The sequence below is a fragment of the Planococcus lenghuensis genome, from assembly GCF_001999905.1.
Taxonomy (GTDB): Bacteria; Bacillota; Bacilli; order Bacillales_A; family Planococcaceae; genus Indiicoccus; species Indiicoccus lenghuensis.
This window is the reverse complement of sequence record NZ_CP019640.1, coordinates 1,356,159-1,381,311: the sequence shown is the minus strand read 5'-3', so window position 1 is coordinate 1,381,311 and position 25,153 is coordinate 1,356,159. Positions and strand designations below refer to the sequence as shown.

Annotated in this window: 23 protein-coding genes; 3 read left to right on the top strand and 20 right to left on the bottom strand. The window is 49.8% G+C overall.

The window, feature by feature from the left end; all coding sequences use genetic code 11:
* Positions 1-227: 227 nt before the first annotated feature.
* The 6 genes from yihA to B0X71_RS07025 all read right to left on the bottom strand — a co-directional run bounded on the left by yihA (position 228) and on the right by B0X71_RS07025 (position 7,805).
* Complete coding sequence (gene yihA / locus B0X71_RS07050; RefSeq protein ID WP_077588751.1) at positions 228-809, bottom strand: ribosome biogenesis GTP-binding protein YihA/YsxC; 582 nt, start codon at positions 807-809, stop codon at positions 228-230.
* On the bottom strand, positions 809-3,130 hold the full coding sequence (gene lon, locus B0X71_RS07045) for an endopeptidase La (RefSeq protein ID WP_077588750.1): 2,322 nt from the start codon (positions 3,128-3,130) through the stop codon (positions 809-811). Before lon ends, yihA begins: the two co-directional genes overlap by 1 nt.
* A 120-nt stretch (positions 3,131-3,250) precedes the next feature.
* The gene (gene clpX / locus B0X71_RS07040; protein ID WP_077588749.1) at positions 3,251-4,522 is read right to left on the bottom strand and encodes an ATP-dependent protease ATP-binding subunit ClpX; all 1,272 of its coding nucleotides are present in this window, start codon (positions 4,520-4,522) and stop codon (positions 3,251-3,253) included.
* A gap of 206 nt (positions 4,523-4,728) precedes the next feature.
* Positions 4,729-6,039 (bottom strand): trigger factor, encoded by a 1,311-nt coding sequence (gene tig / locus B0X71_RS07035; protein WP_077588748.1) that lies wholly within the window; start codon positions 6,037-6,039, stop codon positions 4,729-4,731.
* Between the two features lie 101 nt (positions 6,040-6,140).
* On the bottom strand, positions 6,141-7,127 hold the full coding sequence (locus B0X71_RS07030) for a tetratricopeptide repeat protein (RefSeq protein ID WP_077588747.1): 987 nt from the start codon (positions 7,125-7,127) through the stop codon (positions 6,141-6,143).
* Positions 7,128-7,280: 153 nt separating this feature from the next.
* Positions 7,281-7,805, bottom strand: a complete 525-nt coding sequence (locus tag B0X71_RS07025; protein WP_077588746.1) for a DUF421 domain-containing protein — start codon at positions 7,803-7,805, stop codon at positions 7,281-7,283.
* A 427-nt stretch (positions 7,806-8,232) separates the two neighbouring features.
* Between B0X71_RS07025 and B0X71_RS07020 the strand changes: the two genes are divergently transcribed.
* A complete protein-coding gene (locus tag B0X71_RS07020; RefSeq protein WP_198038698.1) occupies positions 8,233-9,369 on the top strand; it encodes a D-alanyl-D-alanine carboxypeptidase family protein in 1,137 nt (378 codons plus the stop codon).
* An 87-nt stretch (positions 9,370-9,456) separates the two neighbouring features.
* Here the strand turns inward: B0X71_RS07020 and B0X71_RS07015 are convergent, their stop codons facing one another.
* The gene (locus tag B0X71_RS07015; protein ID WP_077588744.1) at positions 9,457-9,675 is read right to left on the bottom strand and encodes a hypothetical protein; all 219 of its coding nucleotides are present in this window, start codon (positions 9,673-9,675) and stop codon (positions 9,457-9,459) included.
* Positions 9,676-9,983: 308 nt separating this feature from the next.
* Positions 9,984-10,541, bottom strand: coding sequence for a class I SAM-dependent methyltransferase (locus B0X71_RS07010; RefSeq protein WP_077588743.1), 558 nt, complete (start codon positions 10,539-10,541; stop codon positions 9,984-9,986).
* Between the two features lie 316 nt (positions 10,542-10,857).
* Between B0X71_RS07010 and B0X71_RS07005 the strand changes: the two genes are divergently transcribed.
* Complete coding sequence (locus tag B0X71_RS07005; protein WP_456299477.1) at positions 10,858-11,649, top strand: SDR family NAD(P)-dependent oxidoreductase; 792 nt, start codon at positions 10,858-10,860, stop codon at positions 11,647-11,649.
* 386 nt (positions 11,650-12,035) lie between these two features.
* Positions 12,036-12,536: a DUF6241 domain-containing protein gene (locus tag B0X71_RS07000; protein ID WP_077588741.1), complete on the top strand. Its 501-nt coding sequence runs from the start codon at positions 12,036-12,038 to the stop codon at positions 12,534-12,536.
* Positions 12,537-12,580: 44 nt separating this feature from the next.
* Here B0X71_RS07000 and B0X71_RS06995 read toward each other — a convergent pair whose 3' ends face one another.
* The 12 genes from B0X71_RS06995 to uvrC form a co-directional block, all read right to left on the bottom strand.
* A complete protein-coding gene (locus B0X71_RS06995) occupies positions 12,581-13,570 on the bottom strand; it encodes a HEPN domain-containing protein (protein WP_077588740.1) in 990 nt (329 codons plus the stop codon).
* 664 nt (positions 13,571-14,234) lie between these two features.
* The gene (locus B0X71_RS06990; protein WP_077588739.1) at positions 14,235-14,831 is read right to left on the bottom strand and encodes an XTP/dITP diphosphatase; all 597 of its coding nucleotides are present in this window, start codon (positions 14,829-14,831) and stop codon (positions 14,235-14,237) included.
* On the bottom strand, positions 14,828-15,577 hold the full coding sequence (gene rph / locus B0X71_RS06985; RefSeq protein WP_077588738.1) for a ribonuclease PH: 750 nt from the start codon (positions 15,575-15,577) through the stop codon (positions 14,828-14,830). Before rph ends, B0X71_RS06990 begins: the two co-directional genes overlap by 4 nt.
* A gap of 184 nt (positions 15,578-15,761) precedes the next feature.
* Entirely contained in the window at positions 15,762-16,559 is a 798-nt protein-coding gene (gene racE, locus B0X71_RS06980; RefSeq protein WP_077588737.1) for a glutamate racemase, read from the bottom strand.
* Between the two features lie 17 nt (positions 16,560-16,576).
* Positions 16,577-17,026: a MarR family winged helix-turn-helix transcriptional regulator gene (locus tag B0X71_RS06975; protein WP_077588736.1), complete on the bottom strand. Its 450-nt coding sequence runs from the start codon at positions 17,024-17,026 to the stop codon at positions 16,577-16,579.
* A gap of 71 nt (positions 17,027-17,097) precedes the next feature.
* The gene (locus tag B0X71_RS06970; protein ID WP_077588735.1) at positions 17,098-17,574 is read right to left on the bottom strand and encodes an acyl-CoA thioesterase; all 477 of its coding nucleotides are present in this window, start codon (positions 17,572-17,574) and stop codon (positions 17,098-17,100) included.
* A gap of 378 nt (positions 17,575-17,952) precedes the next feature.
* On the bottom strand, positions 17,953-19,182 hold the full coding sequence (locus B0X71_RS06965) for an IS200/IS605 family element transposase accessory protein TnpB (protein ID WP_077588734.1): 1,230 nt from the start codon (positions 19,180-19,182) through the stop codon (positions 17,953-17,955).
* Entirely contained in the window at positions 19,179-19,649 is a 471-nt protein-coding gene (locus B0X71_RS06960) for a hypothetical protein (RefSeq protein WP_077588733.1), read from the bottom strand. The genes B0X71_RS06965 and B0X71_RS06960 overlap by 4 nt, the downstream gene beginning before the upstream one ends.
* Before the next feature lie 222 nt (positions 19,650-19,871).
* Entirely contained in the window at positions 19,872-20,642 is a 771-nt protein-coding gene (gene sdhB / locus B0X71_RS06955; protein WP_077588732.1) for a succinate dehydrogenase iron-sulfur subunit, read from the bottom strand.
* A 22-nt stretch (positions 20,643-20,664) separates the two neighbouring features.
* A complete protein-coding gene (gene sdhA, locus B0X71_RS06950; RefSeq protein WP_077588731.1) occupies positions 20,665-22,413 on the bottom strand; it encodes a succinate dehydrogenase flavoprotein subunit in 1,749 nt (582 codons plus the stop codon).
* Positions 22,414-22,463: 50 nt separating this feature from the next.
* Positions 22,464-23,072: a succinate dehydrogenase cytochrome b558 subunit gene (locus B0X71_RS06945; protein WP_156889807.1), complete on the bottom strand. Its 609-nt coding sequence runs from the start codon at positions 23,070-23,072 to the stop codon at positions 22,464-22,466.
* A gap of 193 nt (positions 23,073-23,265) precedes the next feature.
* The gene (gene uvrC / locus B0X71_RS06940) at positions 23,266-25,059 is read right to left on the bottom strand and encodes an excinuclease ABC subunit UvrC (RefSeq protein ID WP_077588730.1); all 1,794 of its coding nucleotides are present in this window, start codon (positions 25,057-25,059) and stop codon (positions 23,266-23,268) included.
* Positions 25,060-25,153: the final 94 nt, after the last annotated feature.

Sequence of the window (25,153 nt, the reverse complement as noted above, 5' to 3'; positions counted from 1 at the left end):
ACTTGCAAAACACCTTCCGTTACTTGCGATTCTAGGTGCAATACTTGCGATATCAAATCAAACACTTGCGAATCAAGCAAAAATACTTGCGAACGCCTGAAAATTTATCTTAAACAAGTAATAATCCCCCATGTCACGCAGTCTCTTTGAACCTATTCCCCGAATCCAGCAAATGAACCACTGAAATTCGCTTCCCCATAAAAAAAAGGCGCAGCCGCAGCTGCACCTTACATGCGTTTCAGAATTTCGCCCCATACTTCATCTTTCCCGAGACCGGTTTCAGAGGAGAAGACGATGAGGGGATCGCCTTCTTCCAGTTCAAGTCCTTCACGGATGATTTTCTTGTGCTTCGCCCACTTGCCTTTCGGGATCTTGTCCGCTTTCGTTCCAATGATGATGCAGGGAATATTGTAATGCTTCAGGAAATCGTACATCATGACATCATCTTCCGTCGGCGGATGCCGGAGGTCGATGATCTGGATGACCGCCTGCAGCACATCACGGCCGGTGATGTAGCGCTCGATCATTTTCCCCCATGCTTCCCGTTCGGATTTTGATACTTTCGCATAACCGTACCCCGGCACGTCGACGTAGAATAACTGCTCTTCAATTTTATAGAAGTTTAGCGTCTGGGTCTTGCCGGGCTTTGAGGAAATGCGCGCCATCGCTTTCCGTCCGATCATCCGGTTGATGAAGGAGGATTTTCCGACATTCGACCGGCCGGCGAGTGCGAACTCGGGGAGTCCGCCTTCCGGGTACTGTTCCGGCCGGACAGCCGAGATGACCAGTTCAACGTTATTCACTTTCATTAAATATCTCCTTCAAGCGCCACATTCAAGACTTCATCCGCCTGTGATACGAGCTTGAAAGTCAGCGCTTCACGTACACTTTCCGGAATATCATCGATGTCACGTTCGTTTTCTTTCGGCAAAATGATTGTCCGCAAGCCTGCCCGGTGTGCGCTCAATGTTTTTTCTTTGACGCCGCCGATCGGCAATACGCGCCCGCGCAATGTGATTTCTCCGGTCATGCCGACTTCACGGCGGATCGGCCGTTTCGATAAGGCGGACACGAGTGCTGTGGCAATCGTGATACCGGCGGACGGACCGTCTTTCGGTACGGCGCCTTCCGGAACATGAATATGAATATCATGATTTTTATGGAAATCCGGATCGATGCCGAGGGATTCTGCCCGTGCCCGCACAAATGACAGAGCCGTCTGTGCAGATTCCTTCATCACATCGCCGAGTTTCCCGGTGAGCTGCAGTTTCCCGCTGCCCGGTGACAGGGAGACTTCAATCTGCAGCGTGTCGCCGCCGACCGCCGTATACGCGAGCCCTGTCGCAACCCCAACCTGATTTTCCGTTTCGGCTTGGCCGTAGCGGAATTTTTTCTTGCCGAGGTACTCTTCCACCAGCGCTTCATTCACCGTAATGGCTTCTTTTTCACCGGACACGAGCTGTTTCGTCACTTTCCGGCAAATTGATGCGATTTGGCGTTCCAATCCGCGCACGCCCGCTTCCCGGGTATGATAGCGGATGACCGACAGAATCGCATCAGCTTCGAACTGGAGCTTATCATCTGTCAGGCCGTGTTCTTTCAACTGCTTCGGAATCAAGTGATTCTTCGCGATCAATTGTTTCTCGCCTTCCGTGTACCCCGCGATCTGAATAACTTCCATTCGGTCGCGCAATGGGCCGGGAATCGACCCGAGATCGTTCGCTGTTGCAATGAACAGCACTTGGGAAAGGTCATAGCTTTCTTCTATATAATGGTCGCTGAATGTCGAATTCTGCTCCGGATCGAGCACTTCGAGCATAGCCGAAGACGGGTCGCCCCGGAAATCGTTCGACATCTTATCGATTTCATCGAGCAGGAACACCGGATTGATCGTCCCCGCTTTTTTCATTCCCTGAATGAGACGACCCGGCATCGCTCCGACATATGTCCGGCGGTGGCCGCGAATCTCCGACTCATCCCGTACGCCGCCGAGCGACACACGGACGAAATTGCGGTCAAGGGACTCCGCAATCGAATGCGCAAGGGAAGTTTTCCCGACACCCGGCGGTCCGACGAGACATAGAATGGGTCCGCGCAGCGAGTTCGTCATCTGCTGGACAGCCAGATATTCCAGCACGCGTTCTTTGACGGTTTCAAGACCGTCATGATCGCGCTCCAGCACTTCGGCGGCATGATTGATATCCAGCCGGTCCTCCGTCGCTTTTGACCATGGAATCGTGACGAGCCATTCGATGTAATTGCGGACGATGCCGCTTTCAGCTGCTGCGGCCGGCAATTTCTCAAACCGATCCAGTTCCTTAAGCGCTGTTTTTTCAGCGGATTCCGTCATACCGGCTTCTTCGATTCGTTTACGAAGGTCCACGACTTCAGCCGATTTGCCGTCTTTATCGCCTAATTCTTTCTGAATCGCTTTCATCTGCTCGCGCAAATAAAATTCCTTCTGGGTTTGCTCCATCGCTTTTTTCACACGCTGGCCGATCCGCTTCTCGATCTCCTGCACTTCCTGTTCACTGTGCAGCTGTGTAATCAGCTTCTCCAGCCGTTCCGTTACATCGAATGTTTCCAGGATTTCCTGCTTGCCCGCAATCTTTATCTTCATCTGAGAAGCGATTGTATCGGCAAGGCGGCCCGGTTCTTCGATATCGGCAACGGTGCTGATGGATTCTTTTGATGCTTTTTTCGTGTTTTTTGTATAGCTTTCAAACTGTTCAAGCAGCATACGCATGAGTGCATTGAGTTCAGTTGTCCGTTCCGTCGGATCCGGGTAAGGCGTCACATCCACTGTCGTGACCGTCTCCCCTTCCGTGTAATTCGCCCATTGTCCGCGTTCAAGACCTTCCACAAGCACACGGATCGTGCCGTTTGGGAGCTTCAGCATCTGTTTTACGCGAGCCAATGTGCCGGTTTCATATAAATCATCCAAGCCCGGCTGTTCAAGACTCATTTCTTTTTGAGTGGTGAGAAAAACGATTTCATCACCAAGAAGCGCCTGCTCCAGCGCTGCCACCGACCGTTCACGGCCGACATCGATATGCAGCACCATGGTCGGAAATACGAGAAGACCACGAAGCGGGAGCAAAGGCACTTGCAGTTTTATGTCATTTGCCATCTGGGAGTCCACCTCCATAGGATTCAAAGCCTTTCGGCTGAAAAAAACGGCTGACCCTTTCCCACGCCTGCCGTGCATGCGCTAGTGAAGAGTCAGCTCAAAGTCATTCAATATAAAACATCACGCGGATGTTTTTTCGTTGTTGTCTTTAATGAATTCTGTGCCGTCTGATAAGATCAGCTTCGGCTGTGCGCCGTCTTTTACCGTCTCTTCTGTGATGACACATTCGACGATGTCTTCGCGTGAAGGCAAGTCGAACATCACATCGAGCATGATGTTTTCAATGATGGACCGCAGACCGCGGGCACCGGCTTTACGCTCAATCGCAAGTTTTGCGATTTCAACGAGTGCTTCATCTTCAAACGTCAGTGAAACCCCGTCCAGCTCCATCATTTTCTGATACTGCTTCACAAGCGCGTTCTTCGGTTCTGTCAGAATCTGCACAAGGGCATTTTCATCCAGCTGCTCGAGGCTCGCGAGTACCGGCAGACGCCCGATGAATTCAGGGATCAAACCGAATTTCAGCAGGTCTTCCGGAATGAGCTGGCTGAGGAGCGACTGCCCTTCCTGCTCTTCTTTGTTCGGATCCGCACCGAAGCCGATCACTTTGCTGCCGAGACGGCGCTTGATGATCTGCTCGATGCCATCGAAGGCACCGCCGACCACGAACAGGATATTCGTTGTATCGATCTGGATGAATTCCTGGTGCGGGTGCTTGCGTCCTCCCTGCGGCGGCACGCTTGCTGTTGTGCCTTCAAGGATTTTCAGGAGCGCCTGCTGTACACCTTCACCCGATACATCCCGTGTGATGGATGGGTTTTCGGATTTACGTGCCACTTTATCGATCTCATCGATATAAATGATGCCTTTTTGTGCGCGTTCCACGTCATAATCCGCTGCTTGGATCAGCTTGAGCAGGATGTTTTCAACGTCTTCACCGACATACCCGGCTTCTGTCAGGGATGTCGCATCCGCGATTGCGAATGGCACATTGAGAATGCGTGCCAGTGTCTGCGCCAGGAGCGTTTTCCCGCTCCCTGTCGGCCCGATCAGCACGATATTGGATTTCGACAGTTCGACATCGTCGATCTTCGAATTGGAATTAACCCGTTTATAATGGTTATATACAGCGACAGACAGCGACTTTTTCGCCCGGTCTTGCCCAATGACATAGCCATTCAGAATATCAAGAATCTCTTTCGGTTTCGGAACCTCTTTAAACTCAGTTTCTTCTTCAGAACCAAGTTCCTCTTCTACTATCTCTGTACAAAGATCGATGCATTCGTCACAGATGTATACGCCCGGTCCTGCAACCAGTTTGCGTACTTGTTCCTGCGGTTTTCCACAGAAGGAACACTTCAGATGATCTTTTTCATCGTTGAATTTGAACACTGTAATTCACCCCTATTCAAAGTCTAATATTATAAGATATTACTGCCCGTGGCAACTAATTAGATTCGCTCTATGTTTTACGGAATAGCCTTGCAGAAAGTGCCGCCGGCCAAGCCTTTTTGGGATAGGGGCCGCTTGAAGATGCGGCTTATGTAATGAAAGACAAGGCGCCATTTTGCCGCCTTGTCTTTTGAAATTGATCGTTCTTATTCAGCCGCGTCAGTTGCGCCGCCTTCTGTTACATTTGCATTGTCCACGAGGAATTCCACAGTGTTCTGCATGCGGATATCATTTTCAAGCATTGTCGTGCCGCCGAGAGCTGCTTTGATCTGATCCACTTCCATGTTGAACTGGCCAGCCATCTTCTCAAGTTCTTTGTCGATGTCTTCTGCAGTCACTTTCAGGTCTTCAGCAGCTGCGATCGCTTCGAGTGTCAATGAAACGCGTACGCGTTTTTCAGCATCAGCCTGCATTTGCTCGCGCAGTGCATTCTCGTCCTGGCCGGAGAACTGGTAGTACAGGTCCAAGTTCATGCCCTGCTGGGACAGACGCTGTTCAAAGTCCTGCAGCATGCGGTCTACTTCTGTATCCACCATGGACTGTGGGATCTCGATTGTTGCGTTGTCTGCCGCTTTTTCAACGAGCTCATCACGGAGAGCCATATCAGAAGCGGATACTTTTTCATTCATCAGATCTTCTTTCAGCTTCGCGCGGAGTGCATCGAGGCCTTCGATCTCTTCGTCGATTTCTTTCGCAAATTCATCGTTCAGTTCCGGAAGGACTTTCGACTTCACTTCTTTCACTTTCACTTCGAATGTCGCTTCTTTTCCAGCGAGTTCTGCTGCGTGATATTCTTCAGGGAATGTCACTTTCACTTCTTTTTCGTCGCCGGATTTCGAACCGATCAGCTGTTCTTCAAAGCCCGGGATGAAGGTGTTTGAACCGATTTCCAGTGAATAATCTTCACCTTCGCCGCCTTCAAATGCCTCTCCGTCCACGAAGCCTTTAAAGTCGATGACCGCTGTGTCGCCTTCTGCGATCGCTTCGTCTTCTTTCAGTTCAAGTTCAGCCAAACGCTCCTGGCGTTCTTTCAGCTGTTCTTCAACATCTTCGTCCGTCACGTCTGTCGGCTGCTTTGTTGCTTCAAGCCCTTTGTAATCACCGAGTTTCACTTCCGGTTTTACAGTTACTTTAGCAGTGAACACGAGCGGCTTGTTTTTTTCCATTTCTTCGATGTCGATTTCCGGACGGTCAACTGGCTCGAGGCCGGCTTCTTCCACTGCATTTGCATATGCATCCGGAAGAATGGCATCCAGCGCGTCCTGGTACAGGGATTCTACACCGAAACGTTTTTCAAACATTTGACGCGGCATTTTCCCTTTGCGGAAACCGGGTACGTTGATTTCTTTTACCACTTTTTTGAATGCTGTGTCGAGCCCTTCATTGACACGCTCTGCCGGCACTTCGATCGTCAGAGTGATCGTGTTGCCTTCTCTTTCGCCTACCTTAACTGACATTTATAACTACCTCCAAACATTTTTTAAACAACCTAAAAAATTGCTTCTTCGATTTTTGCAGCCCTTTTAGTATAGCATACTGCGTTTGGGTTTCAACTGATTTATCCGTTGCGCAGCTCGAACCACGTTTCAATGCGCAAGAGCAGCTGCAGAAGATCCGGGTGTGCGGTATCCGGACTGCTGCCTGTAAACACGGCTTCCAGATAACTCAAATACACTTCTGCGACTTCGGATGCCCCGAATTCGTCCCATTGGAACGGAAACAGCAAATACGTATGGCGGTCGAATAATTCCGTAATCATCTCGAGTCGGGTCGGATCCTGGAGCAGCGCTTCTTCAAACAGTGATTTGATGGTCAGCAGCCGTTCGCTTGTCAGCGGATCCGGCAGTTGCTGGATATGGAACGTACCTATGTAATGAAATTTCTCGATTTTTACCATCCCGTCTGCCTGTGCCCGCTGCAGCATGAATAAGATATATGTCTTTGCCAGCATATCAACGTTCGGATGCTCCACCGCTTGGATCATTTCGGCTTGGAGCTGCCGGAATGCCTGGGGCTCCAATTCCATGACGGCCCGCTCCTGTTCCTCGTGTTGCAGGGCAAAGAATTCATCCAGCGGAAAATTGATCGGTTCCACTGCCGGTTCCTGAGTGGGTGTTTGATCCTGTATCCGTTCGTTCAGCTCCTGCAGCTGCCGGAACTGAGCGATCCGGTCTTCCGGAAGCACACCTTCACTGATCAGCGCTTCGATCATCTGTTCCGCTTCTCCGTATCGGCGGAGCTGCATCAGGAGACTAATGTGGAGCTCCATCGTTTCCAAATAATGAAGAGGACCAATTTTGAGCAGTTCGTCTGTGACTTCAAGAGCTGCCGCATAATCGCCAAGTTCATAAAGCGCATAGGCGTAGGCACCCAGCGCAGCCGGATTGCCCGGTTCATACTTCAGCACTTCAGAAAGCCTGTCGTGGGCCGCAGAAAAATTTTCCTGCTGCAGGGCAGTAATCCCTTCTTCCATCAGGCGGTCGATCGTCGTCGGGAACACAATGACGTTTCCTTTACGTCTCAGACCGCCGTGCTTTTTTTGCATTCCAATCACCTCATTTACTGATTTCATCATAGCATAGCTGTTTTCAGGTGGCATTCAGCAGCATTATTATAAAAAAAGCGGCACGTTTCTGTGACGTGTCCGCTTCCGATGGGTGCCTTGCTGATTCACGGCGGAGCAGATGACCGGAAAACTTCACTTTGGCTGTTTCACATCCTGCATCGCGTCCTTCGACCCTGCATCGCTTTTTGAAATTACCGATATTTTTCCATCACCTTCAAGTATGACCGCTTCAATATCTTCCATCGATCCTTTGCCATTCTGCCGAACGGATTGTCTGACATCGCTCTTTACAACCCGTTCTTTTCGCATGGCATCTTCACAATACTCGCCATCATAGTACAGGTAGACAGGTTTCGCGCTGATGATTGAATAGAATTTTGGGGATTTCCTTTCGAACAGCGCCACAGAGAACTGCAACAGTGTCAGCATCAGCAGCACGAGCGCTCCTTCTGTAAACGAGATACTCTTCGATATGAGTGCTGTGGCTATCGATGAACCGTATGCAACAGAAATAATAACGTCAAACATATTATACTGCGAAAGAATCCGCTTGCCTGCCACTCTCAGAATGATGATCAGAAATACGTAGATCAGGATAGACATGAAAATTATGCGCCATACGGTATTCCAATTGTCGAACCAGAAAGATTCCAACACTGGCCGACTCCCCCTCCTTTAACATGAGCATCCGAAGGAGAGCTTCCCTTGTACGGGGCTCTGCATTAATCCAATCCTCATAAATGATTACCCTTTACTTACCCTGCTGGATTTGCACTCAAACGCACTTATCATTCTTAAAAAGGACACAATGATTCATCGCCAAAAATCAGTTCTCTGTTCGATCGACGAAGTGGGTTTTACTGAACCCTGAACTTGCAATCACCCTCAGTATTTCATCAGCTTAGAACTCTCCGGCTCCCCTCGTTTCACATGAACACATACAGCAGCCGGCTGTTATTTCATGCGTGATCGATTGCCGCGTTTATTCGTCGCTTATAAGGGAAGGGGAAAACTAAGAACATGCAACAGAAAGGAGAGAATCCCCATTAGAACTTCAACTGCTTTGATTTGCGCAGCGTTTGGCATGATCGCCTTGGGTCCTGACAATCTCACCGAAGCAGCAACAGAGTTCACCGATTTATCGGAAAGTCATTGGGCAGAAGATGAAATAACTTATCTTGCAGAGAGAAACGTAATCGAGGGCTATCCAAACGGTGATTTCGGGCTGGGAGATCACATTACAAGAGCGGAAGCCACTTCCTTTCTAGCGAGAGAACTGGAACTGACTTCATCTCCCCCCACCTTTACGGATGTGGACTCCGGCCACTGGGCAGCCGGTTCGATCGGTGCGGCTGCAGATGCCGGTATAATCACCGGCTATCCAGATGGTTCCTTTCAGCCTGATGAACCGATTGAAAGAGATGAAGTGGCAGCAATACTGGACCGGGCGTACACGTTCGACAGCGCCTTAGACGCCCCTCGTTTCAGTGATGTAGGAAGAGATGCCTGGGCGTTTGATTCAATTCAGGACTTGGCCGCCCGCTACATTACCGTTGGGTATCCTGATCGCTTGTTTCACCCGGACGAATTCACCACACGGGAGGAATTTTCAGTTTTCCTCGCCCGGACACTCAATGAGTCATTCACACCGGTTGTGACGAATCCTGAAGAACTGACTGTACTGGTCAACAAAGAACGCAGTTTACCTGCTGATTACGTACCGGCCAATTTGATGACACCTGAGGTTTATATGTTCGGCACAGAAAAAATGAAGCAAGCAGCAGGCACTGCACTGGAGGATCTGTTCGCCGCCGCCACGCAGGACGGGCTTCAGTTGATCGCTGTTTCAGGTTACCGATCTTACGATGAACAAGAACGGATTTTCCAAAACTACGCTGAACAGTACGGTATTGAACAGGCAAATCAATTCAGTGCCCGCCCTGGGGAAAGTGAACATCAGACAGGATTGGCCATGGATGTTTCCAGTTCCGCATTGTCTTCAGGAGAATACCTTTCCACGGAATTCGCGCAAACCGCTGAAGGCCAATGGGTACAGGCACACGCCAGTGATTATGGGTTCATTATCCGGTATCCCGAAGGCAAGGAATCCATCACCGGCTATCAGTATGAGCCATGGCACTTACGTTATGTCGGTCAAGAAGCAGCCCAATCTATCAATCAGCATTCTATGACACTTGAGACATATTTGGGAACTGAGTAAAAATCCTCACTGGCTCGCTGCATAAACACGCAAAAGAACTCTTCGGCTTCAAAAACCGAAGAGTTCTTTATTAGTTTTCCCTGTTAATCAATTTGCCGCTAAAACATCCGGCGCCAGTTGGTCCAACCCCGGAGGATTTGCTGGCAGTTTTTCAAACCGGGTAATATGCACTTTCGTTTTAAATCCCATGCTGCGATACGTCTCCAGCATTTCCCGCTTAATCCGCAGCGCTTCATCCAGCATGAAATAGCCGACCGGAAAGCTCAGCTTCTCAATTTCCATTGTAACCAAATATACTTCTTCCATCTTTAATACCCCCAGCCGGTCAACCGGCTCTATCTACTAATTAATATACAATGAATTTCCACTTTCGAAAACTGTATTTTATTTTCAAGTTAGACGTACATTGGCAGCTATAAGATACAGACTAGTCTCTGTGTTCCCTGTTTTTTTAGATCAAACAGCCTTACTCATCTTACAGCGGCCACGGTTGTTTGTCAGCTGGTTTATCCCGTGTGTTCATTTGTCTTCTCTGTTCATCATCAGAAGTCCGATGTATTCAACAAAAAAGCATGCAGGGATGCCGGGGGTCACCGCATCTCTGCATGCCTTTTTCACCGGCTGCACTTAAATACATAGGCAGGCGGTATATTTTGCAGTACTTTATTGATTTGGATGTCACTGAAAAACGAGTTGAAATAGACTTGTTTCAGTTTGCTGTATTGGAATGTGACAAATTCCCCTTCCATTCCGAGTACGTTTCGGGTTTCCTGGAGAATGCGTTCGGAAACTTCTCTCGGAAGACTTGTGAACGGCAGGCCGGATACAACATGGCTGACTTTGCCGATTCCATATTGTTCCACATAGCGGCCGACGTGCTCGGCTGAATCATGAATAATATGCACGTTCTCCATTCCCCCGAATCTCCGCTGAAGGATTTCATAGAATTTCCGGTTGCTTTCGAATACCAGCAATTTCGTATCCCCATGCTTTCGCTGGACGAGTAACTCGGTAAACACACCGGTACCCAGCCCGTACTCGACGATACATTCGGCAGATTCAAAGTCAACGAATGCCACCGTTTGGTGCGCGAGCTTGCGCGAACTCGGATGAACTGCCCCGACCTTGCGCGGGTGCTTTATGTACTGACCGACAAATTGCAGGATAACCATCTGACCCTCTTTTCCCGCTCGTTATTCCAATGGCAGAGAAGAAGATATGTCATGAAATCACTTGGCAGCAGGAGCTGTCAATCCTTAGTGTCTCTAACTTTATCACGTCTCCTTCTCCGCCCCAGTATCTTACTCCTCATTATTTATTAAAGGCCTTACATGACTTTACTAGTACGGTTATCCAAAAACCCTTTTGTCGAATCTATGGCTTTAGTTCCTGTTTCTGTTTTCAGTCACCTGGTATTTATTTGACCGAATCATGCGATCAATTTTTTTAGACTGCCTTTTACATGTTTTATTCTTTGGTGTAAGCTGACTGCATCTTCTTTATTTTGGAGGCGATCCCATCAACCAACAGCTTAACGGAAAAATCGCATTGGTCACCGGCGGATCAAAAGGACTCGGAAAAGCGATCAGTAAAGGCCTGGCCTCTGCTGGCGCCACCGTTTTCATCAATTACGCCACGGATCAGGAAACGGCACAATTGACTGTTCAGGAAATCACCGACAGTGGCGGGAATGCATTCCCAGTGCAGGGAGACGTGACGGATGAACAGGAAGCAGCACACATCGTGACGGAAGTTACAGATCGTTTTAACCAGCCAATTGATATTCTTGTTAATAACGCGACCGGTCCGCAGCCTGAACTGTCCATAGAAAACAGCACGTGGCAGGATTATGAAGATCAGTTGAAATTTTTTGCCAAAGCCCCACTCCTCCTGACAAAAGCTGTATTGCCGGGCATGAAAAAGATCGGGGCCGGCCGGATCATCACCATCGGAAGTGAAGTGGTGCAGCTCGGCACGCCCAACTTCGCCAATTATGTGACAGCAAAATCAGCCCAGCTAGGCATGACGCGATCCTGGGCCAATGAACTTGGGCGACATGCAATCACTGTGAACTTGGTGAATCCCGGCTTTATTCCGGTCGAGCGCCATCAGCATCTCGATCCGGCCGTTATCGACCAATACACGCAAGACGTGCCGTTGGAGACGACCGGAAAGCCGCAAGACATTGCTGACGTAGTCATGTTTCTTGCTTCAGACGCTTCCCGGTTCATCACCGGGCAGTCGATTTCCGTGAATGGCGGAAAAACATTTGGAATCTAACCGAAAAAAAGAACTGCTCAAAATGTCTCTTCCTGAGATATTTTGAGCATTTTTTATGTGGAATCCGGCGGCTGCTCCGGTCAGCGGATGATTTCATTGTCATTAGTCCTTCATAGACGTTCATAAAACTCATTTTCTCATACAAATAAGAGTTGCTGTACAACTTAAGATCTTAAGTATGGTAAAATACAGAAATGTAATGAGTCTAAAGTCCAGTAAGTTGGAATGGAAATTTCGGGTAACTTGTTTAAATTGAAATTTTCCATTCAGCAGCTGATCGGTTAATTATCAAAGGAAAGTATGGATAACTTTTTTTATTTTCACTTTCCATTGCAACGCATGGCTGGATGACTTGGCAACAACATAACCATTTGGAGGTACAAGAAATGAAGACCTTTAAACATGTAGTAATCGTTTTGGGACTGATTGCAGCGCTCGCAGTCGGCGGGTATTATTACATCAAACAAGACTTGGCTAGTCCAGACGAATTAGCCCAGACTGCTGAAGAAATCAATGAACGAGAGCAACACAAAGGGGAAGTTCGTGAAAATGACGTGGAAGTAAGCATGGAAGAATCCGAAGTGCAAACCTACCTCCACCAAATGACACACCAACATGTCATAGCCAGCGAAAAATGGGGAAGTGTTGAAAGCAACCCGCAGAACATTGAAAACTTGCTGACCATCGTGCAGGCCAACCGAAACGAGTATGAGCATAGCGCCTATTATATAGGCGTATTGGAACAATGGCGGGAAGGGAATTTCAGCAATGCCGTATCGGTTCATAACTTCGTTTGGAAGCTTCAAGGCGGGACAGTCGGGAAAGCAACCGGATTACTGAGCGAGGAAGAGAAGAAACAGTTTGCCGAAGAAAACTTCAGTGATTGAAAAAAGGCAGCTCATAGGCTGCCTTTTCCTCTATCTTCCTCTGCTCATCCAGGAAATCCTTTAATCCATACACTGAATTCTTCTTCTGGCAAAGCCGGCACATGGTTTAACTCCGTCAGAAAATCTTTCGTCATCTTTCTCAGAATACTGTCCATTCCATCAGCAAGTTCTGCAGCACTTTCGAAGGGTACCATTTTGTTCTTGAAGTTTTCCTGATCGTGTACGGAGCCATGAATGTAAGTGGATCTGAAAGCATAAGCAGTCGATATGATCCTGGTGAGTTGGAGCCGTTCGTCAGAATCATTCCCTAAAACCCTGGAAGCGCTATCTGTTACTTGAACGTCCGATTCCGAAGACGATGTAGACAGCGCTGCCTCTAAAGCTGAAATATAAAAGGTAATCTTCGCAAATAAGGACGACTGTGAACGCGCCAGCGCAATAAATCGCAGCATGCGCTGAAACCTATCGGCTCTGTGATAGGGAGATAATTTATCCGATTCTATATAATGAAAAAAAGCAGTTGTTTCCCCCGGCATTCCCCGCTTTTCGACACCATTGCCAAAAGCAGTTTCTCCAAGCAAAGAAAACCACCGCTGCGAATCTTTTAACTCCTGCTCGGAAAACTGGGTGCTTCCGAATTCTCCATCACTTGTTGAAAGTGTGGTTTTTGCTTTGTTTTCTATGATGTGGCCATCCTCTGATCTGCTGACTATAAGATCCGCATTGACCGCGTTATCCTTAACCAACCAAAGAGAAAGTAAAATATATTCCACCACACCGCGGACTCTTATCATTCCTTCAGTCATTTGGGACAGCCTGCTTCCTTCCGGAGCCATTTCTTCATTCATATAAAGACAGGGCTTGTTCATAAATCCTCTGAAAGTGAACGTTCCGATCGAATTCATGAATTGCCGATCCTGGTAACCTCGTATATTGGCTCCCGCCTTTATTAGCTCCATGCCGGCATAGCTGTTACTGTTAATTTCCGTCCGTATTTCCAGGTTGGATAAAATTGAAATAAAAGCTACTTTCATCGTTATCCTCACTCCCCTTCTACTCCGATTACTTCTATAAAAGAGAAGGAAACCCTTTATTTTTATCAAAAGGTTACAATATAGTTAATCTCCCGCACCATAAAAACAGGAATAAAGAAAAAGAACCTTGAAACGTCGTAACGCAAACGTTTTAAGGCTCTTTTTTGTGTATGAACTGATGAAAACAGCTCAATATGTCTTCTAACATCCCAGGAGAGATTCGAACTCCCGACCGACGGCTTAGCTTACCGCTATGGCTTTCGCCACCAACAGGTGTTGTTTGCAAGTCTGGACTATATCTTCACCATTTCAGGTGCGGCACGTGTAGTCTCTACGGAACCTCACGATAATCAGTCGCCTGATTATGTTTTAGCGTTTCTACCCTCAAGTGAACTTGAGCCTTTAAAACACCTGAATCTCATACGTATGAGATCGTAAGTTTCCTCGGTATTGCCATCAGCATGATCTGTTAAGGTTTCACCGATATAGTGCCGTGCACTCTGCAGGTTCTCGTTTCCCTACGGAGGCTCCTATTCTTGAAGGCCGTTGCTCTATCCAGCTGAGCTACTGGGACTCGTGTCCTTCATAATCGAACGACAAGTTTAATTATAGAAACTCCGGACACAAAAGTCAATGCCATTTTAAATAAAACATGAAATTAGCCTTAGCTCAGCCACGATGGCATTGCTGCCTTCAGCTCACGCAGGGCGTTTCCGCGATGAGAGATCTTCGCTTTCTGCTCCGGCGCGAGTTCCGCCATGGCCTTATCAAGTTCCGGCACGTAAAAGATCGGATCATACCCAAAACCATGTTCTCCCCGGCGTCCGTTTAGAATCCGTCCCTCGCAAGAACCCGAGAATGTCTCTGTCTGCTCACCCGGTGCTGCAATTGCCAGCACACAGCGGAAGCGGGCCGTACGCTGTTCTTCCGGTACGCCTTCAAGCTTTGACAGCACTTTATCGATATTGGCGCTATCACTTTTCTCGCCGCCTGCATAACGGGCCGAGTAGATGCCCGGTTCCCCGTTCAGCGCATCGATCTCAAGTCCGCTGTCATCGGAAATCACCGGTTTATTCAGGATTTTCGCTGTTTCTTCCGCTTTCAGGATAGCGTTCTCCTCGAATGTCGTACCGGTCTCTTCCACATCGATCTCTTCTTCAATATCCTGCAAAGTCAGCACTTCATAACCCAATGGATTGAGGAGCGCTTCAAAATCCTTTGCTTTCCCTTTATTATTCGTTGCGATAATGATTTGTTTCATTGGATAGTTCCCGCCTTTTCTCCGATTCGGCTGCTGATGTCACCGAGCACTTCTTTCTGCACGGCAACCAGTCGCTGGATGCCCGCTTCACCGAGGTCCAGCAATTCGTTCAGCTGCGCACGGGAAAATGTCGCTTCTTCGCCGGTCCCTTGGATTTCAACGAATTGGCCTGCCCCGGTCATGACAAGGTTCATGTCGACTTCCGCTTTGGAATCTTCACTGTAGTCCAGATCCAACACCGCACCAGCTTCTTCCAATACACCGACGCTCGTTGCTGCCAAATAATCCGTCACTGGAAATACCGGCAGATCCAGTTTTGCGCACGCGAGAGACAACGCAACGAATGCACCGGTAATCGAAGCGGTCCGGGTTCCGCCGTCTGCCTGAATGACATCACAATCCACCCAAATAGTCCGTTCACCGAGTTTTTCTAGGTCGATGACGGCACGCAACGCCCGGCCGATCAGGCGCTGAATTTCCATTGTGCGTCCGCCGATTTTACCGCGGGAAGCTTCACGCTGCGTTCGCTGATTTGTCGCTCGTGGCAGCATCGAGTACTCAGCTGTCACCCAGCCTTTGCCCTGTCCGCGCAAAAAATGCGGCACTTTTGCTTCTATCGTCGCCGTGCAGATCACTTTCGTCTGCCCCACCGTAATAAGCACCGAGCCTTCCGGATGAATCAAATAATCCTTTTCAATCTGTATATTCCGTAATTCAGTCGCTTCTCTTCCATCATGTCTTGCCATGTAAATCCTCCTCCATTGCTCCGCATTTATCGTACCATAAACGCAGCGCATCGAACAAAAGCCGGCACGGTGTATCGTTTGATTTTAGCGGAAAGCGTCCGCTTGAAGCGATTTCTTTTCATCAAATACAAACTCCGACGAAGAAACACTTTTACCCAAAACAAAAAACCGCACAAGGCGGTTTTTAAATAAAACGGATAGTCCTGACATCCGGTTCATCCAATTGCAGCCAGTCGCTCACAGTTTCCCTGAAAATCGGCACGGAGCCGGTCGTATAGAAAATATGCTTCGGTGGTTCGGTCCTGTCCGCGAGTGTGCCCTCATGCTCCAAGTACTTCTTGGCATCCCGGGCGGTCTCCGCAGCGGATGATAGAACCGTCACCCGTTCCCCGAGCTCCTTTTCAATAAACGGCTGCAACAGCGGATAATGCGTGCAGCCAAGAATCGCCGTATCAAACGACAGCTGCTTGATCGGCGCCAGTGTTTCCGTTACCATTCTCCGCGCAAATTCGCCTTCATGCTCCCGGCTCTCAACAAGCGGGACAAACTTCGGACAAGCGAGCGGAATAATGACTGAAGCAGATTGCAGCGATTTGATCGCATGTTCGTACGCTCCGCTTTCAATCGTTCCATTCGTGCCAAGCACGACGATTTTTTTTGTGGCCGATGCTTTGATCGCCGCACGCGCTCCCGGAAAAATAACACCGATTACCGGAATCGGCAAATGCTTCTGCAGGGATTTCAATGCAGCGGCAGTCGCCGTATTGCAGGCAATCACGATCATTTTCACGCCTTGTTGCATAAGTTTTTCCGCCAGCTGCCACGTATACTTCCGCACTTCATGGAATGGCCGCGGCCCGTATGGACAGCGGGCATTATCTCCAATATACACCACTTGTTCAGCCGGAAGCAGCCGGATAATTTCTTTTGCCACAGTCAGGCCTCCGACACCGGAGTCCATGACCCCTATAGGTGCATTCACTCTGTTCGCCTCTATCCTTATTTCATTTCCCGGTGCAGTTTTTCAAGCAGGGTCGACAGCTGTTTCACTTCATCCGGTGAAAAATCGGTCAGGACATCCTGCAGGTAATGCTGTCGTTTCTTGATGACTTCTTCAATGATCCGTTCGCCTTCTTTGAGCAGGTGAATCCGCACAACGCGCCGGTCCTGTTCATCCCGGACCCGGAGCACAAGTTCATTTTTTTCCATCCGGTCCACAAGATCCGTCGTGGTGCTGAATGCCAGGAACATTTTGTTCGACAAATCGCCGATTGTCATGTCCCCGTGCTCGAACAGCCATTGCAGCGCAACGAATTGCGGTGGTGTGATTGTATATGAATTCAGCAATTCCCGGCCTTTCTGCTTAATAATGCCGGAAATATAGCGGAGTTCTTTTTCCACGAACGCCACACGTTCTTCATTATGAATTGCCTGTTTTTCCTTATTCATTACCTTCGCTCACTCCTCCAGTGCTAATCCTTACTTTCTATAGTGACGGTTTTCCGCACTTTTCGCAATCCTTACTGCTGTGCTGCTCTCACCGATGTCCCTGTCACTGAATCAAACAAGGCTTTTTCGTTCTCCTCCCAGGCAGCACTCTTCCCGGTCGCTTTTGAAATCTGCACGATGGTTCCCCGCCCCGTCAAGCATGTCTCGCCTTGGGCATTCGTTCCCCAATAATGGAGATCAACTGATGAAGTCCCCATCTTCCCCGCTTTCACATGGATCGCCAGCTCTTCATCAAAAAAGACTTGCTTGGCATAATCACATTGCAGATCAGCAACGACGATGATTTTATCGCCATTTCCATCGAGCCATTGCTGCATAAGGCCCAGTTCCTTGAAATATTCGATGCGGGCATATTCAAAATATGTAAACGGTACAGTATTATTCAAATGGCCGAACATATCCGTATCAGAAAACCGGACCGTCACTGGCACGGCAAACCGGAACTCTTCTTTCCATTGTTCAAAATCATTAATATAGGCAGCGCGCATGGCCGTTCCCCCAGTTCTTTTTCAGTATTCTATCAGTATAGCAATTTTCACCCAAATTGAACTACCCCCACCTAAAGGCATCCGCCTTTTGAGGTGGGGGATTCCAAAACACGCAAGCCCTATAGCGCGCGGCTCCGGAACCCACCTGCCGTCCAACGGGCGTGGTCGCACTATCGCCAGCTGCGCGTGATCGGGCTTCCGGGAAGCCGTCGTGGCCGTTCACTTCCGCAGCCAAACCGGCTGTTTCCGCGAACAACCAGCTGCACGACAGCGGGTGATGCGCTTCAGTGGGGAAGAACCGGAATTTCGGCCTGCGGAGACCGGTCATCTGTTCTTGTGGCCGGCGTCCCTTCAGGGGGTTCCGGTTCTTCCGTTGGTTTATATCAGTCTTCTGATTTTCAATTGTTCCATTTCCAACAAGTGGTCCAGGGACAAGCCATTCAGTGGCTGGTGCATGTTGTACAAGTGGCGGATCTTCTCCGGCAACAGGTCGATTTTTTTGTTCAGGTCGTGCCACTGCGCCCAGTGGTGGTTCGTTTTCTTACGGTCGGCGACAAAGGTGTGCAGGAAGCGCGGAACCCGTTCGTTGTACCCGAGCGCCCGCCGGCCGATGGTGAGGCCGGCGCTTTCATGGACGCTGATGCCGAGCCGGCGCATGTGCTTGAACTTGCCGCTGACGGAGGTGTAGGTGGGATGGACGTCGAACACGGCCACCCCTTCCTTGTCCGCTCGCGCTTTCACGCTGGCCGCCATTTTTCTTGAGGCGAACAGGCTTTTCATGCGGTTGGCTTTTTTGTTGCCGTAGCGGTCGCCGGTCCGGCTGAGCGTGGTATCGAGTTTTTCCAGGGCAATCGGTTTGTTTGCGTCTTTCGCCAAGCGGACGACGTTGATCGCCGCCGCTTCAATTGCTTTTGTCACCTGGCCGCTCCGCTTCCCGGCAATCGGAAAACGGATGTGGCCGCTTGCGAGGTAATTGCCATCCGCCGACACGTCACACCAAGAGAAGCAGTCCACGTTGCAGTCGATGCCGATGACGCCCGTCGTGCGGCTATAGTTTGTGTGCGGATTCGGCTCAATCTCAATGATGGCTTTGATCACATAATAGCCGCCATGGTCTTCCAGTTCCCAGGCGATGGCCTTGCCGTTCACTTTTTTATTCGGACAGGTGCGCTGCGCCTGAATGGTCTCATCCAGTAGCGCCTGTCCGTACGGAAAGCGGACATCGGCGAATGCAACCACCTTCCGGTTCGGAAGTGTCAAATACAGGGTGTGGGACTGTTCATTGTACAGAAAAACGAAGTTACCGTGCTTGGCATCTTTCCGCCCGGAAATCCGCATCCGTTTGTTTCGGGCGGAACTGAAGTCTTCTTTCCACCGTTTTTTCTGTTTGGCCGTCTCACAGTGGCGGCGGGATTGAAAGCGCTTTTTGCCGCCGAAGACAGCACTTGGAATGGTCGCTTCCCGTGCTGCCAGCTGTTCTTCAAGCCGGCGGAGGCGGAACTGCAGCGCGCCCGCCTGCTGTTTCAAGCGCTTCAGCAGACCATTGATGTGCCGGATTTCGAAATCATAGGCGTTGAAGAAAAGCTGGCTGTACGAGCCGGTCTTCACCTTCCCACGGTGCTTGCGGATGATACGTGCGCCGTCTCTCGTTGCCAGTGGCTTTGTTTCGGAAATTTCAGGTTCCCCGCTCTCAGGCTATCCTTGATCGTTTGCGTTTGGGTGCGTTTCGTCCGCACTTGTTTCAGTTTTTTTCTGAGTTTCCGGATCTTTTCGCGGGCCTGGTCCCGGTACAGGTTTTTCAGCTCGTTCTGACTGGAGATCAAGGCCTTCGCATTCTGGATGGCGCTGTTCGTATAGTAATCGTTCAGGCCGAACTGCTTTTTCATCCGGATATGGAGGGAATCGGTGTATGTAACGGAAACTCCGTTAGCCTGCAGACGCAGATCACGGATTTGCGACTGATAAGCGGTGCACTGCAGGCGGTTGAAGTCACAGAGCAGCTGCGTCAGCTGGCCGACCGTTTCAGCCGGCAGCCGATTTTTTGCCATCCGGTTACTGAACAGGCACTTCTTCATCCCGATTCCCTCCTGTCAAAGTAAGAACGTTTGTTCCAGTTTAGCAAGCGAACGTCCCGGTTGCCAGCAGGAAGTGGTAAGTAGCTGAATGTTCTTACAAACATCAAAAAAGCGATTCATCCCCCACCTGTTCGCTGGGCTTTGCCCTTGTCGCTCCCGGAGGTGGGGATCTTCTCGCCTAAAACGATAAAAAACCCCGTTTTCACGGGGTTCTCTTTTTACTTAATCTACCATGCTGTCGCTTCCGAAGAAGTTACGGAACATCTGAACCGTAGCTGCCCGGTTCATTGCAGCGATGGAAGTTGTAAGCGGAATGCCTTTCGGGCAAGATTCCACACAGTTCTGCGAGTTGCCGCAGCCCTGCAGGCCGCCATCTGTGATCAGCGCATTGATGCGCTCATCTTTATTCATGGAACCTGTCGGATGCGCATTAAACAGGCGAACCTGTGAAATCGGCGCTGCACCGATGAAGTCCGATTTTTCGTTGACGTTCGGGCACGCTTCGAGGCATACGCCGCATGTCATGCACTTGGACAGTTCATATGCCCATTGGCGCTTCTGTTCCGGCATACGCGGACCTTCTCCAAGGTCATACGTTCCGTCGATCGGCACCCATGCTTTTACTTTTTTCAGTGAGTCGAACATACGGCTGCGATCGATGATCAGGTCGCGGGTAACCGGGAATGTCTTCATCGGCTGCAGGCGGATCGGCTGTTCAAGCTGATCCACGAGCGCTGTACAAGATTGGCGGGCCCGGCCGTTGATGACCATGGAACAGGCGCCGCACACTTCCTCGAGACAGCTCATGTCCCATGCAACCGGTGTCGTCACTTTGCCGTCCCGGTTCACCGGATTCCGGCGGATTTCCATGAGCGCAGAAATAACGTTCATGTTTGCACGGTATGGTACTTCGAACGATTCCCAGTATGACTCTTCGTCAGTTCCGTTGCGCCGTTCGATTTCAAAAATGACCGTTTTAGCTGCTTCAGCCATGATTCAAGGACTCCTTCCTGTTTTATGATTTTGCAGAGTAGTCGCGCTTGCGCGGCGGAATCAGGGAGATGTCCACTTCTTCATAATGGAAGATCGGCGCACTCTCACCGTCGAATTTCGCCATCGTCGTCTTCAGCCACTCGGCGTCATTACGTTCAGGGAAATCCGGTTTGAAGTGAGCGCCTCGGCTCTCATTCCGGTTCAACGCACCTTGTGTGATGACGCGTGCGAGCAGCAGCATATTTTTCAGCTGCCGGGTAAACATGGCACCCTGGTTGCTCCAGCGCTGTGTATCAAGAATATTGATGTTTTCATAGCGTTCCAGAAGTTCGACGATTTTTTCATCCGTCGCCTTCAGTTTATCATTGTAGCGCACAACTGTCACATTGTCCGTCATCCACTCGCCGAGTTCCTTATGGATCACATAAGCGTTTTCTGTGCCGTTCATGCCCATGATATGCTCCCACTTCGCTTCTTCTTCCGCTTGTTTGCGGTCAAAGATATCCGTCGGCAGATCTTCAGCCAGCACATCAAGCCCTTTAATGTATTCTATCGCGTTCGGTCCTGCTACCATGCCTGCGTAAATGGCGGATAAGAGCGAGTTAGCGCCCAGGCGGTTTGCTCCGTGCTGTGAATAATCACATTCACCGGCAGCGAACAAGCCAGGGATGTTCGTCATCTGATCGTAATCGACCCACAGACCGCCCATTGAATAATGCACAGCCGGGAAGATCTTCATCGGCACTTTACGCGGATCGTCGCCTGTGAATTTCTCATAAATCTCGATGATGCCGCCGAGTTTGAGATCCAGCACTTTCGGGTCTTTATGCGAGAGATCCAGGTAGACCATGTTCTCACCATTGATGCCGAGCTTCTGGTTTACACACACATCGAAAATTTCCCGGGTCGCGATGTCACGCGGCACCAGGTTTCCGTAAGCCGGATACTTCTCTTCCAGGAAATACCACGGTTTGCCGTCCTTATACGTCCAGATCCGCCCGCCTTCACCACGGGCCGATTCCGACATGAGCCGGAGCTTGTCGTCTCCCGGAATGGCTGTCGGGTGGATTTGGATGAATTCACCGTTTGCGTAATAGGCACCCTGCTGATAAACAATGGAAGCTGCCGATCCGGTATTGATGATGGAGTTCGTGGATTTTCCGAAGATGATCCCCGGTCCGCCAGTTGCCATGATCACTGCATCGGCGCGGAATGTCTGGATCTCCATGGACTTCAAGTTCTGAGCCGCAATTCCGCGCGCTTTTCCGTCGTCGTCCAGGATGATTCCGAGGAATTCCCAGCCTTCATATTTTGTTACAAGCCCATTCACTTCCTGCCGGCGCACCTGCTCTTCGATTGCGTACAAGAGCTGCTGGCCTGTAGTCGCGCCTGCAAATGCCGTCCGGTGGTGAAGCGTTCCGCCGAAACGGCGGAAATCGAGCAGTCCCTCCGGTGTCCGGTTGAACATGACGCCCATGCGGTCCAGCAATCGGATAATCGCCGGAGCTGCATCCGTCATCGCCTTAACCGGTGGCTGATTCGCTAAAAAGTCACCGCCGTATACCGTGTCGTCAAAGTGAATATCGGGGGAGTCGCCTTCCCCTTTTGTATTTACTGCGCCATTGATGCCGCCCTGTGCGCATACAGAGTGTGAGCGCTTTATCGGAACCAGTGAAAACAAATCTACTTGTGTGCCGGCTTCAGCAGCCCGCACAGTTGCCATTGAACCTGCGAGGCCTCCGCCGACAACGATTAACTTGCCTTTCGCCATTTAACTTCTCACTCCTCTTTCATTTCCCAAGAACTAATTTTGCGCCGTGTTTAGACGAATGCGAACACAGCCTGTACGCCGATAATCGACAGTACAACGAAGAACAGCATCGTAACAGCTGTTGCCACGCGCTGTGAGCCCGGTGACTGTGTGATTCCCCATCTGACGAGGAATGACCAGATTCCGTTTGAAAAATGGAATGTTGCCGTCAGGACACCCAGTACATAGAATGCGACCATGAACGGGTTCGACAGAATTTCTGCCATCATTTCAAAATTGACTTCTGCGCCGAATGCCGCCTGAATGCGTGTTTCATAGACGTGCCATGCAATAAAGATTACAAGGAAGACGCCCGTGTAACGCTGCAGTACGAATGCCCAGTTGCGGAGATAACCATACTCGCCCGGATTGTTTTTCGCCGTGAATGCTATGTAGAGGCCATAAAATGCATGGAACAACAATGGCAGGAAAATCACGAAGATTTCAAGAAAAATCCGGAATGGCAGACTCTCCAGGAAATGAGCACCGGCTTCAAATGCTTCCGGTCCCCGGACAGCAAAGTTGTTGACGAACAAATGCTGTGTCAGGAAGATGCCTACCGGGATGATTCCCAGCAATGAATGAAGACGTTTCAAAAGAAATTCACGATGTGTAGTCAAAGCTTTTCCCCCTCTCGGCACAATAAAATCGGCAGCAGCAGGGGCGGCTTGTTCTGCCGGTCTTCCCCTGACCGCTGCACCGTCTATCATCATACAAAATTATGACAGTTTTATTGTACTCCCCCCGTACAGGAGCGTCAAGGCGACCCTGAACTTTTGCACTGCCCGCATAACGCGGATAAACAGCGGACGGTCACCCTTCTTGCTGCGTATTACCGGAATGGAAATGCGCTTCAATTGCTGTTGCGACACCGGCGGGCATGCCGGCTTTCTGGAAATCTTCCGCCGTTGCTTCCCTGATTTTTTTGACAGAACCGAAATGCTTCAACAACTGCTTTTTCCGTTTCGGTCCAACGCCCGGCAGTTCATCCAGCACAGAAGTAATCGATCCTTTGCCCCGCAATTGGCGGTGGAACGTGATTGCAAAGCGGTGCACTTCGTCCTGAATCCGCTGCAGCATATAAAATGCTTCACTCGTGCGCGGAAGCGGAACCACTTCGGCCGGGAAGCCGAATAACAGCTGGGCCGTCTGGTGTTTTGCATCCTTCGCCAGCCCTGCAATCGGAATTTCAAGACCGAGCTCATCTTCAAGCACTTCACGCGCCGCTTCCATCTGGCCTTTCCCGCCATCGATGACGATAAGGTCCGGCAATGCCAGGTCTTCACGCAGCACCCGGGAGTAGCGGCGCCGGATGACTTCACGCATCGCTTCGTAATCATCCGGTTTAGCACCGCTCCGCGTTTTGTACTTGCGGTAATCTTTCTTGGACGGCCGGCCGTCGACAAACGTCACCATCGCCGATACGGCATCCGCCCCTTGAATATGCGAATTGTCGAACGCTTCAATCCGAAGCGGGACTGCGATGTTCAACGCTTCTCCGAGTTCTTCACAGGCACCGACCGTCCGCTGTTCCTGCCGTTCAATCAGCTGGAATTTTTCCCGGACGGCGATTTGTGCATTCTTCACGGCCAAGTCCACCAAGTCTTTCTTTTTTCCCCGTTGCGGTACAGATACCCGCACATCAAGCAATTCGCCTGCCAGGTCGGCATCTGTTCCAGGCGGAAGGAAAATCTCTTTCGGCTTCACATGGTTCGGCTTCTCATAAAACTGGCCAAGGAATGTCATGAATTCATCTTCGGGATCGCGGTAAAGCGGAAACATCGAGGCGTCCCGTTCAATCAATTTACCTTGCCGCACGAAAAACACCTGAACGCACATCCACCCTTTATCAACTGCATATCCAAAGACATCCCTGTTTGTGAAATCGTTCATCGCCATCTTCTGCTTTTCCATTACCGTTTCAATATGCGCAATCTGATCGCGGTACTCTTTCGCCCGCTCAAACTCCAGGTTCTCAGAGGCAAGCCGCATTTTTTCAGTCAGGTCTTTTTTAACATCCTGGAAGCCGCCGTTCAGGAACTTCGTGATCTCATCGATCATTTCCTGGTACGTTTCTTTTTCGACCGGATGGATGCACGGCGCCATGCATTGGCCGATGTGGTAATAAAGGCATTCCTTATCCGGCAGTGTATGGCATTTGCGGAGCGGGTATAGCCGGTCGAGGAGTTTTTTCGTTTCATTGGCTGCATAGGCATTCGGATACGGCCCGAAATATTTCCCTTTGTCTTTTTTGACTTGCCGGGTCGTGATCAGTTTCGGATGCCGCTCTGCTGTAATTTTAATATATGGATACGATTTATCGTCTTTCAGCATGATATTGTATTTCGGATCATGCTTTTTGATCAGGTTCAGTTCAAGAATCAGCGCCTCGATATTCGATGATGTTACAATATATTCGAAATCCTCGATTTCACCGACCAGCCGCTGCGTCTTGGCATCATGGCTGCCGGTAAAATAAGAACGTACCCGGTTTTTCAGCACTTTCGCCTTCCCGACATAAATAATCGTGCCTTGCCGGTCTTTCATTAAATAACAGCCCGGCTGATCGGGCAGCACGGACAGCTTATTTTTGATCCATTCATTCATCTTTTATCACCTTATTTGCAGATCTTGTTGTTTCATTCCCAAGGGATGATCGTGTTGATCGATATGCGATAAAAAAACCGGGCACCTTCACGGG

What these genes read in the sequence shown, in the direction of transcription:
- yihA (WP_077588751.1), bottom strand. Translation starts at nt 809, where the DNA reads ATGAAAGTGAATAACGTTGAACTGGTCATCTCGGCTGTCCGGCCGGAA.
- lon (WP_077588750.1), bottom strand. Translation starts at nt 3,130, where the DNA reads ATGGCAAATGACATAAAACTGCAAGTGCCTTTGCTCCCGCTTCGTGGT.
- tig (WP_077588748.1), bottom strand. Translation starts at nt 6,039, where the DNA reads ATGTCAGTTAAGGTAGGCGAAAGAGAAGGCAACACGATCACTCTGACG.
- B0X71_RS07030 (WP_077588747.1), bottom strand. Translation starts at nt 7,127, where the DNA reads ATGCAAAAAAAGCACGGCGGTCTGAGACGTAAAGGAAACGTCATTGTG.
- B0X71_RS07020 (WP_198038698.1), top strand. Translation starts at nt 8,233, where the DNA reads ATGATCGCCTTGGGTCCTGACAATCTCACCGAAGCAGCAACAGAGTTC.
- B0X71_RS07015 (WP_077588744.1), bottom strand. Translation starts at nt 9,675, where the DNA reads ATGGAAGAAGTATATTTGGTTACAATGGAAATTGAGAAGCTGAGCTTT.
- B0X71_RS07010 (WP_077588743.1), bottom strand. Translation starts at nt 10,541, where the DNA reads ATGGTTATCCTGCAATTTGTCGGTCAGTACATAAAGCACCCGCGCAAG.
- B0X71_RS07000 (WP_077588741.1), top strand. Translation starts at nt 12,036, where the DNA reads ATGAAGACCTTTAAACATGTAGTAATCGTTTTGGGACTGATTGCAGCG.
- B0X71_RS06995 (WP_077588740.1), bottom strand. Translation starts at nt 13,570, where the DNA reads ATGAAAGTAGCTTTTATTTCAATTTTATCCAACCTGGAAATACGGACG.
- B0X71_RS06990 (WP_077588739.1), bottom strand. Translation starts at nt 14,831, where the DNA reads ATGAAACAAATCATTATCGCAACGAATAATAAAGGGAAAGCAAAGGAT.
- rph (WP_077588738.1), bottom strand. Translation starts at nt 15,577, where the DNA reads ATGGCAAGACATGATGGAAGAGAAGCGACTGAATTACGGAATATACAG.
- B0X71_RS06975 (WP_077588736.1), bottom strand. Translation starts at nt 17,026, where the DNA reads ATGAATAAGGAAAAACAGGCAATTCATAATGAAGAACGTGTGGCGTTC.
- B0X71_RS06970 (WP_077588735.1), bottom strand. Translation starts at nt 17,574, where the DNA reads ATGCGCGCTGCCTATATTAATGATTTTGAACAATGGAAAGAAGAGTTC.
- B0X71_RS06960 (WP_077588733.1), bottom strand. Translation starts at nt 19,649, where the DNA reads ATGAAGAAGTGCCTGTTCAGTAACCGGATGGCAAAAAATCGGCTGCCG.
- sdhB (WP_077588732.1), bottom strand. Translation starts at nt 20,642, where the DNA reads ATGGCTGAAGCAGCTAAAACGGTCATTTTTGAAATCGAACGGCGCAAC.
- sdhA (WP_077588731.1), bottom strand. Translation starts at nt 22,413, where the DNA reads ATGGCGAAAGGCAAGTTAATCGTTGTCGGCGGAGGCCTCGCAGGTTCA.
- uvrC (WP_077588730.1), bottom strand. Translation starts at nt 25,059, where the DNA reads ATGAATGAATGGATCAAAAATAAGCTGTCCGTGCTGCCCGATCAGCCG.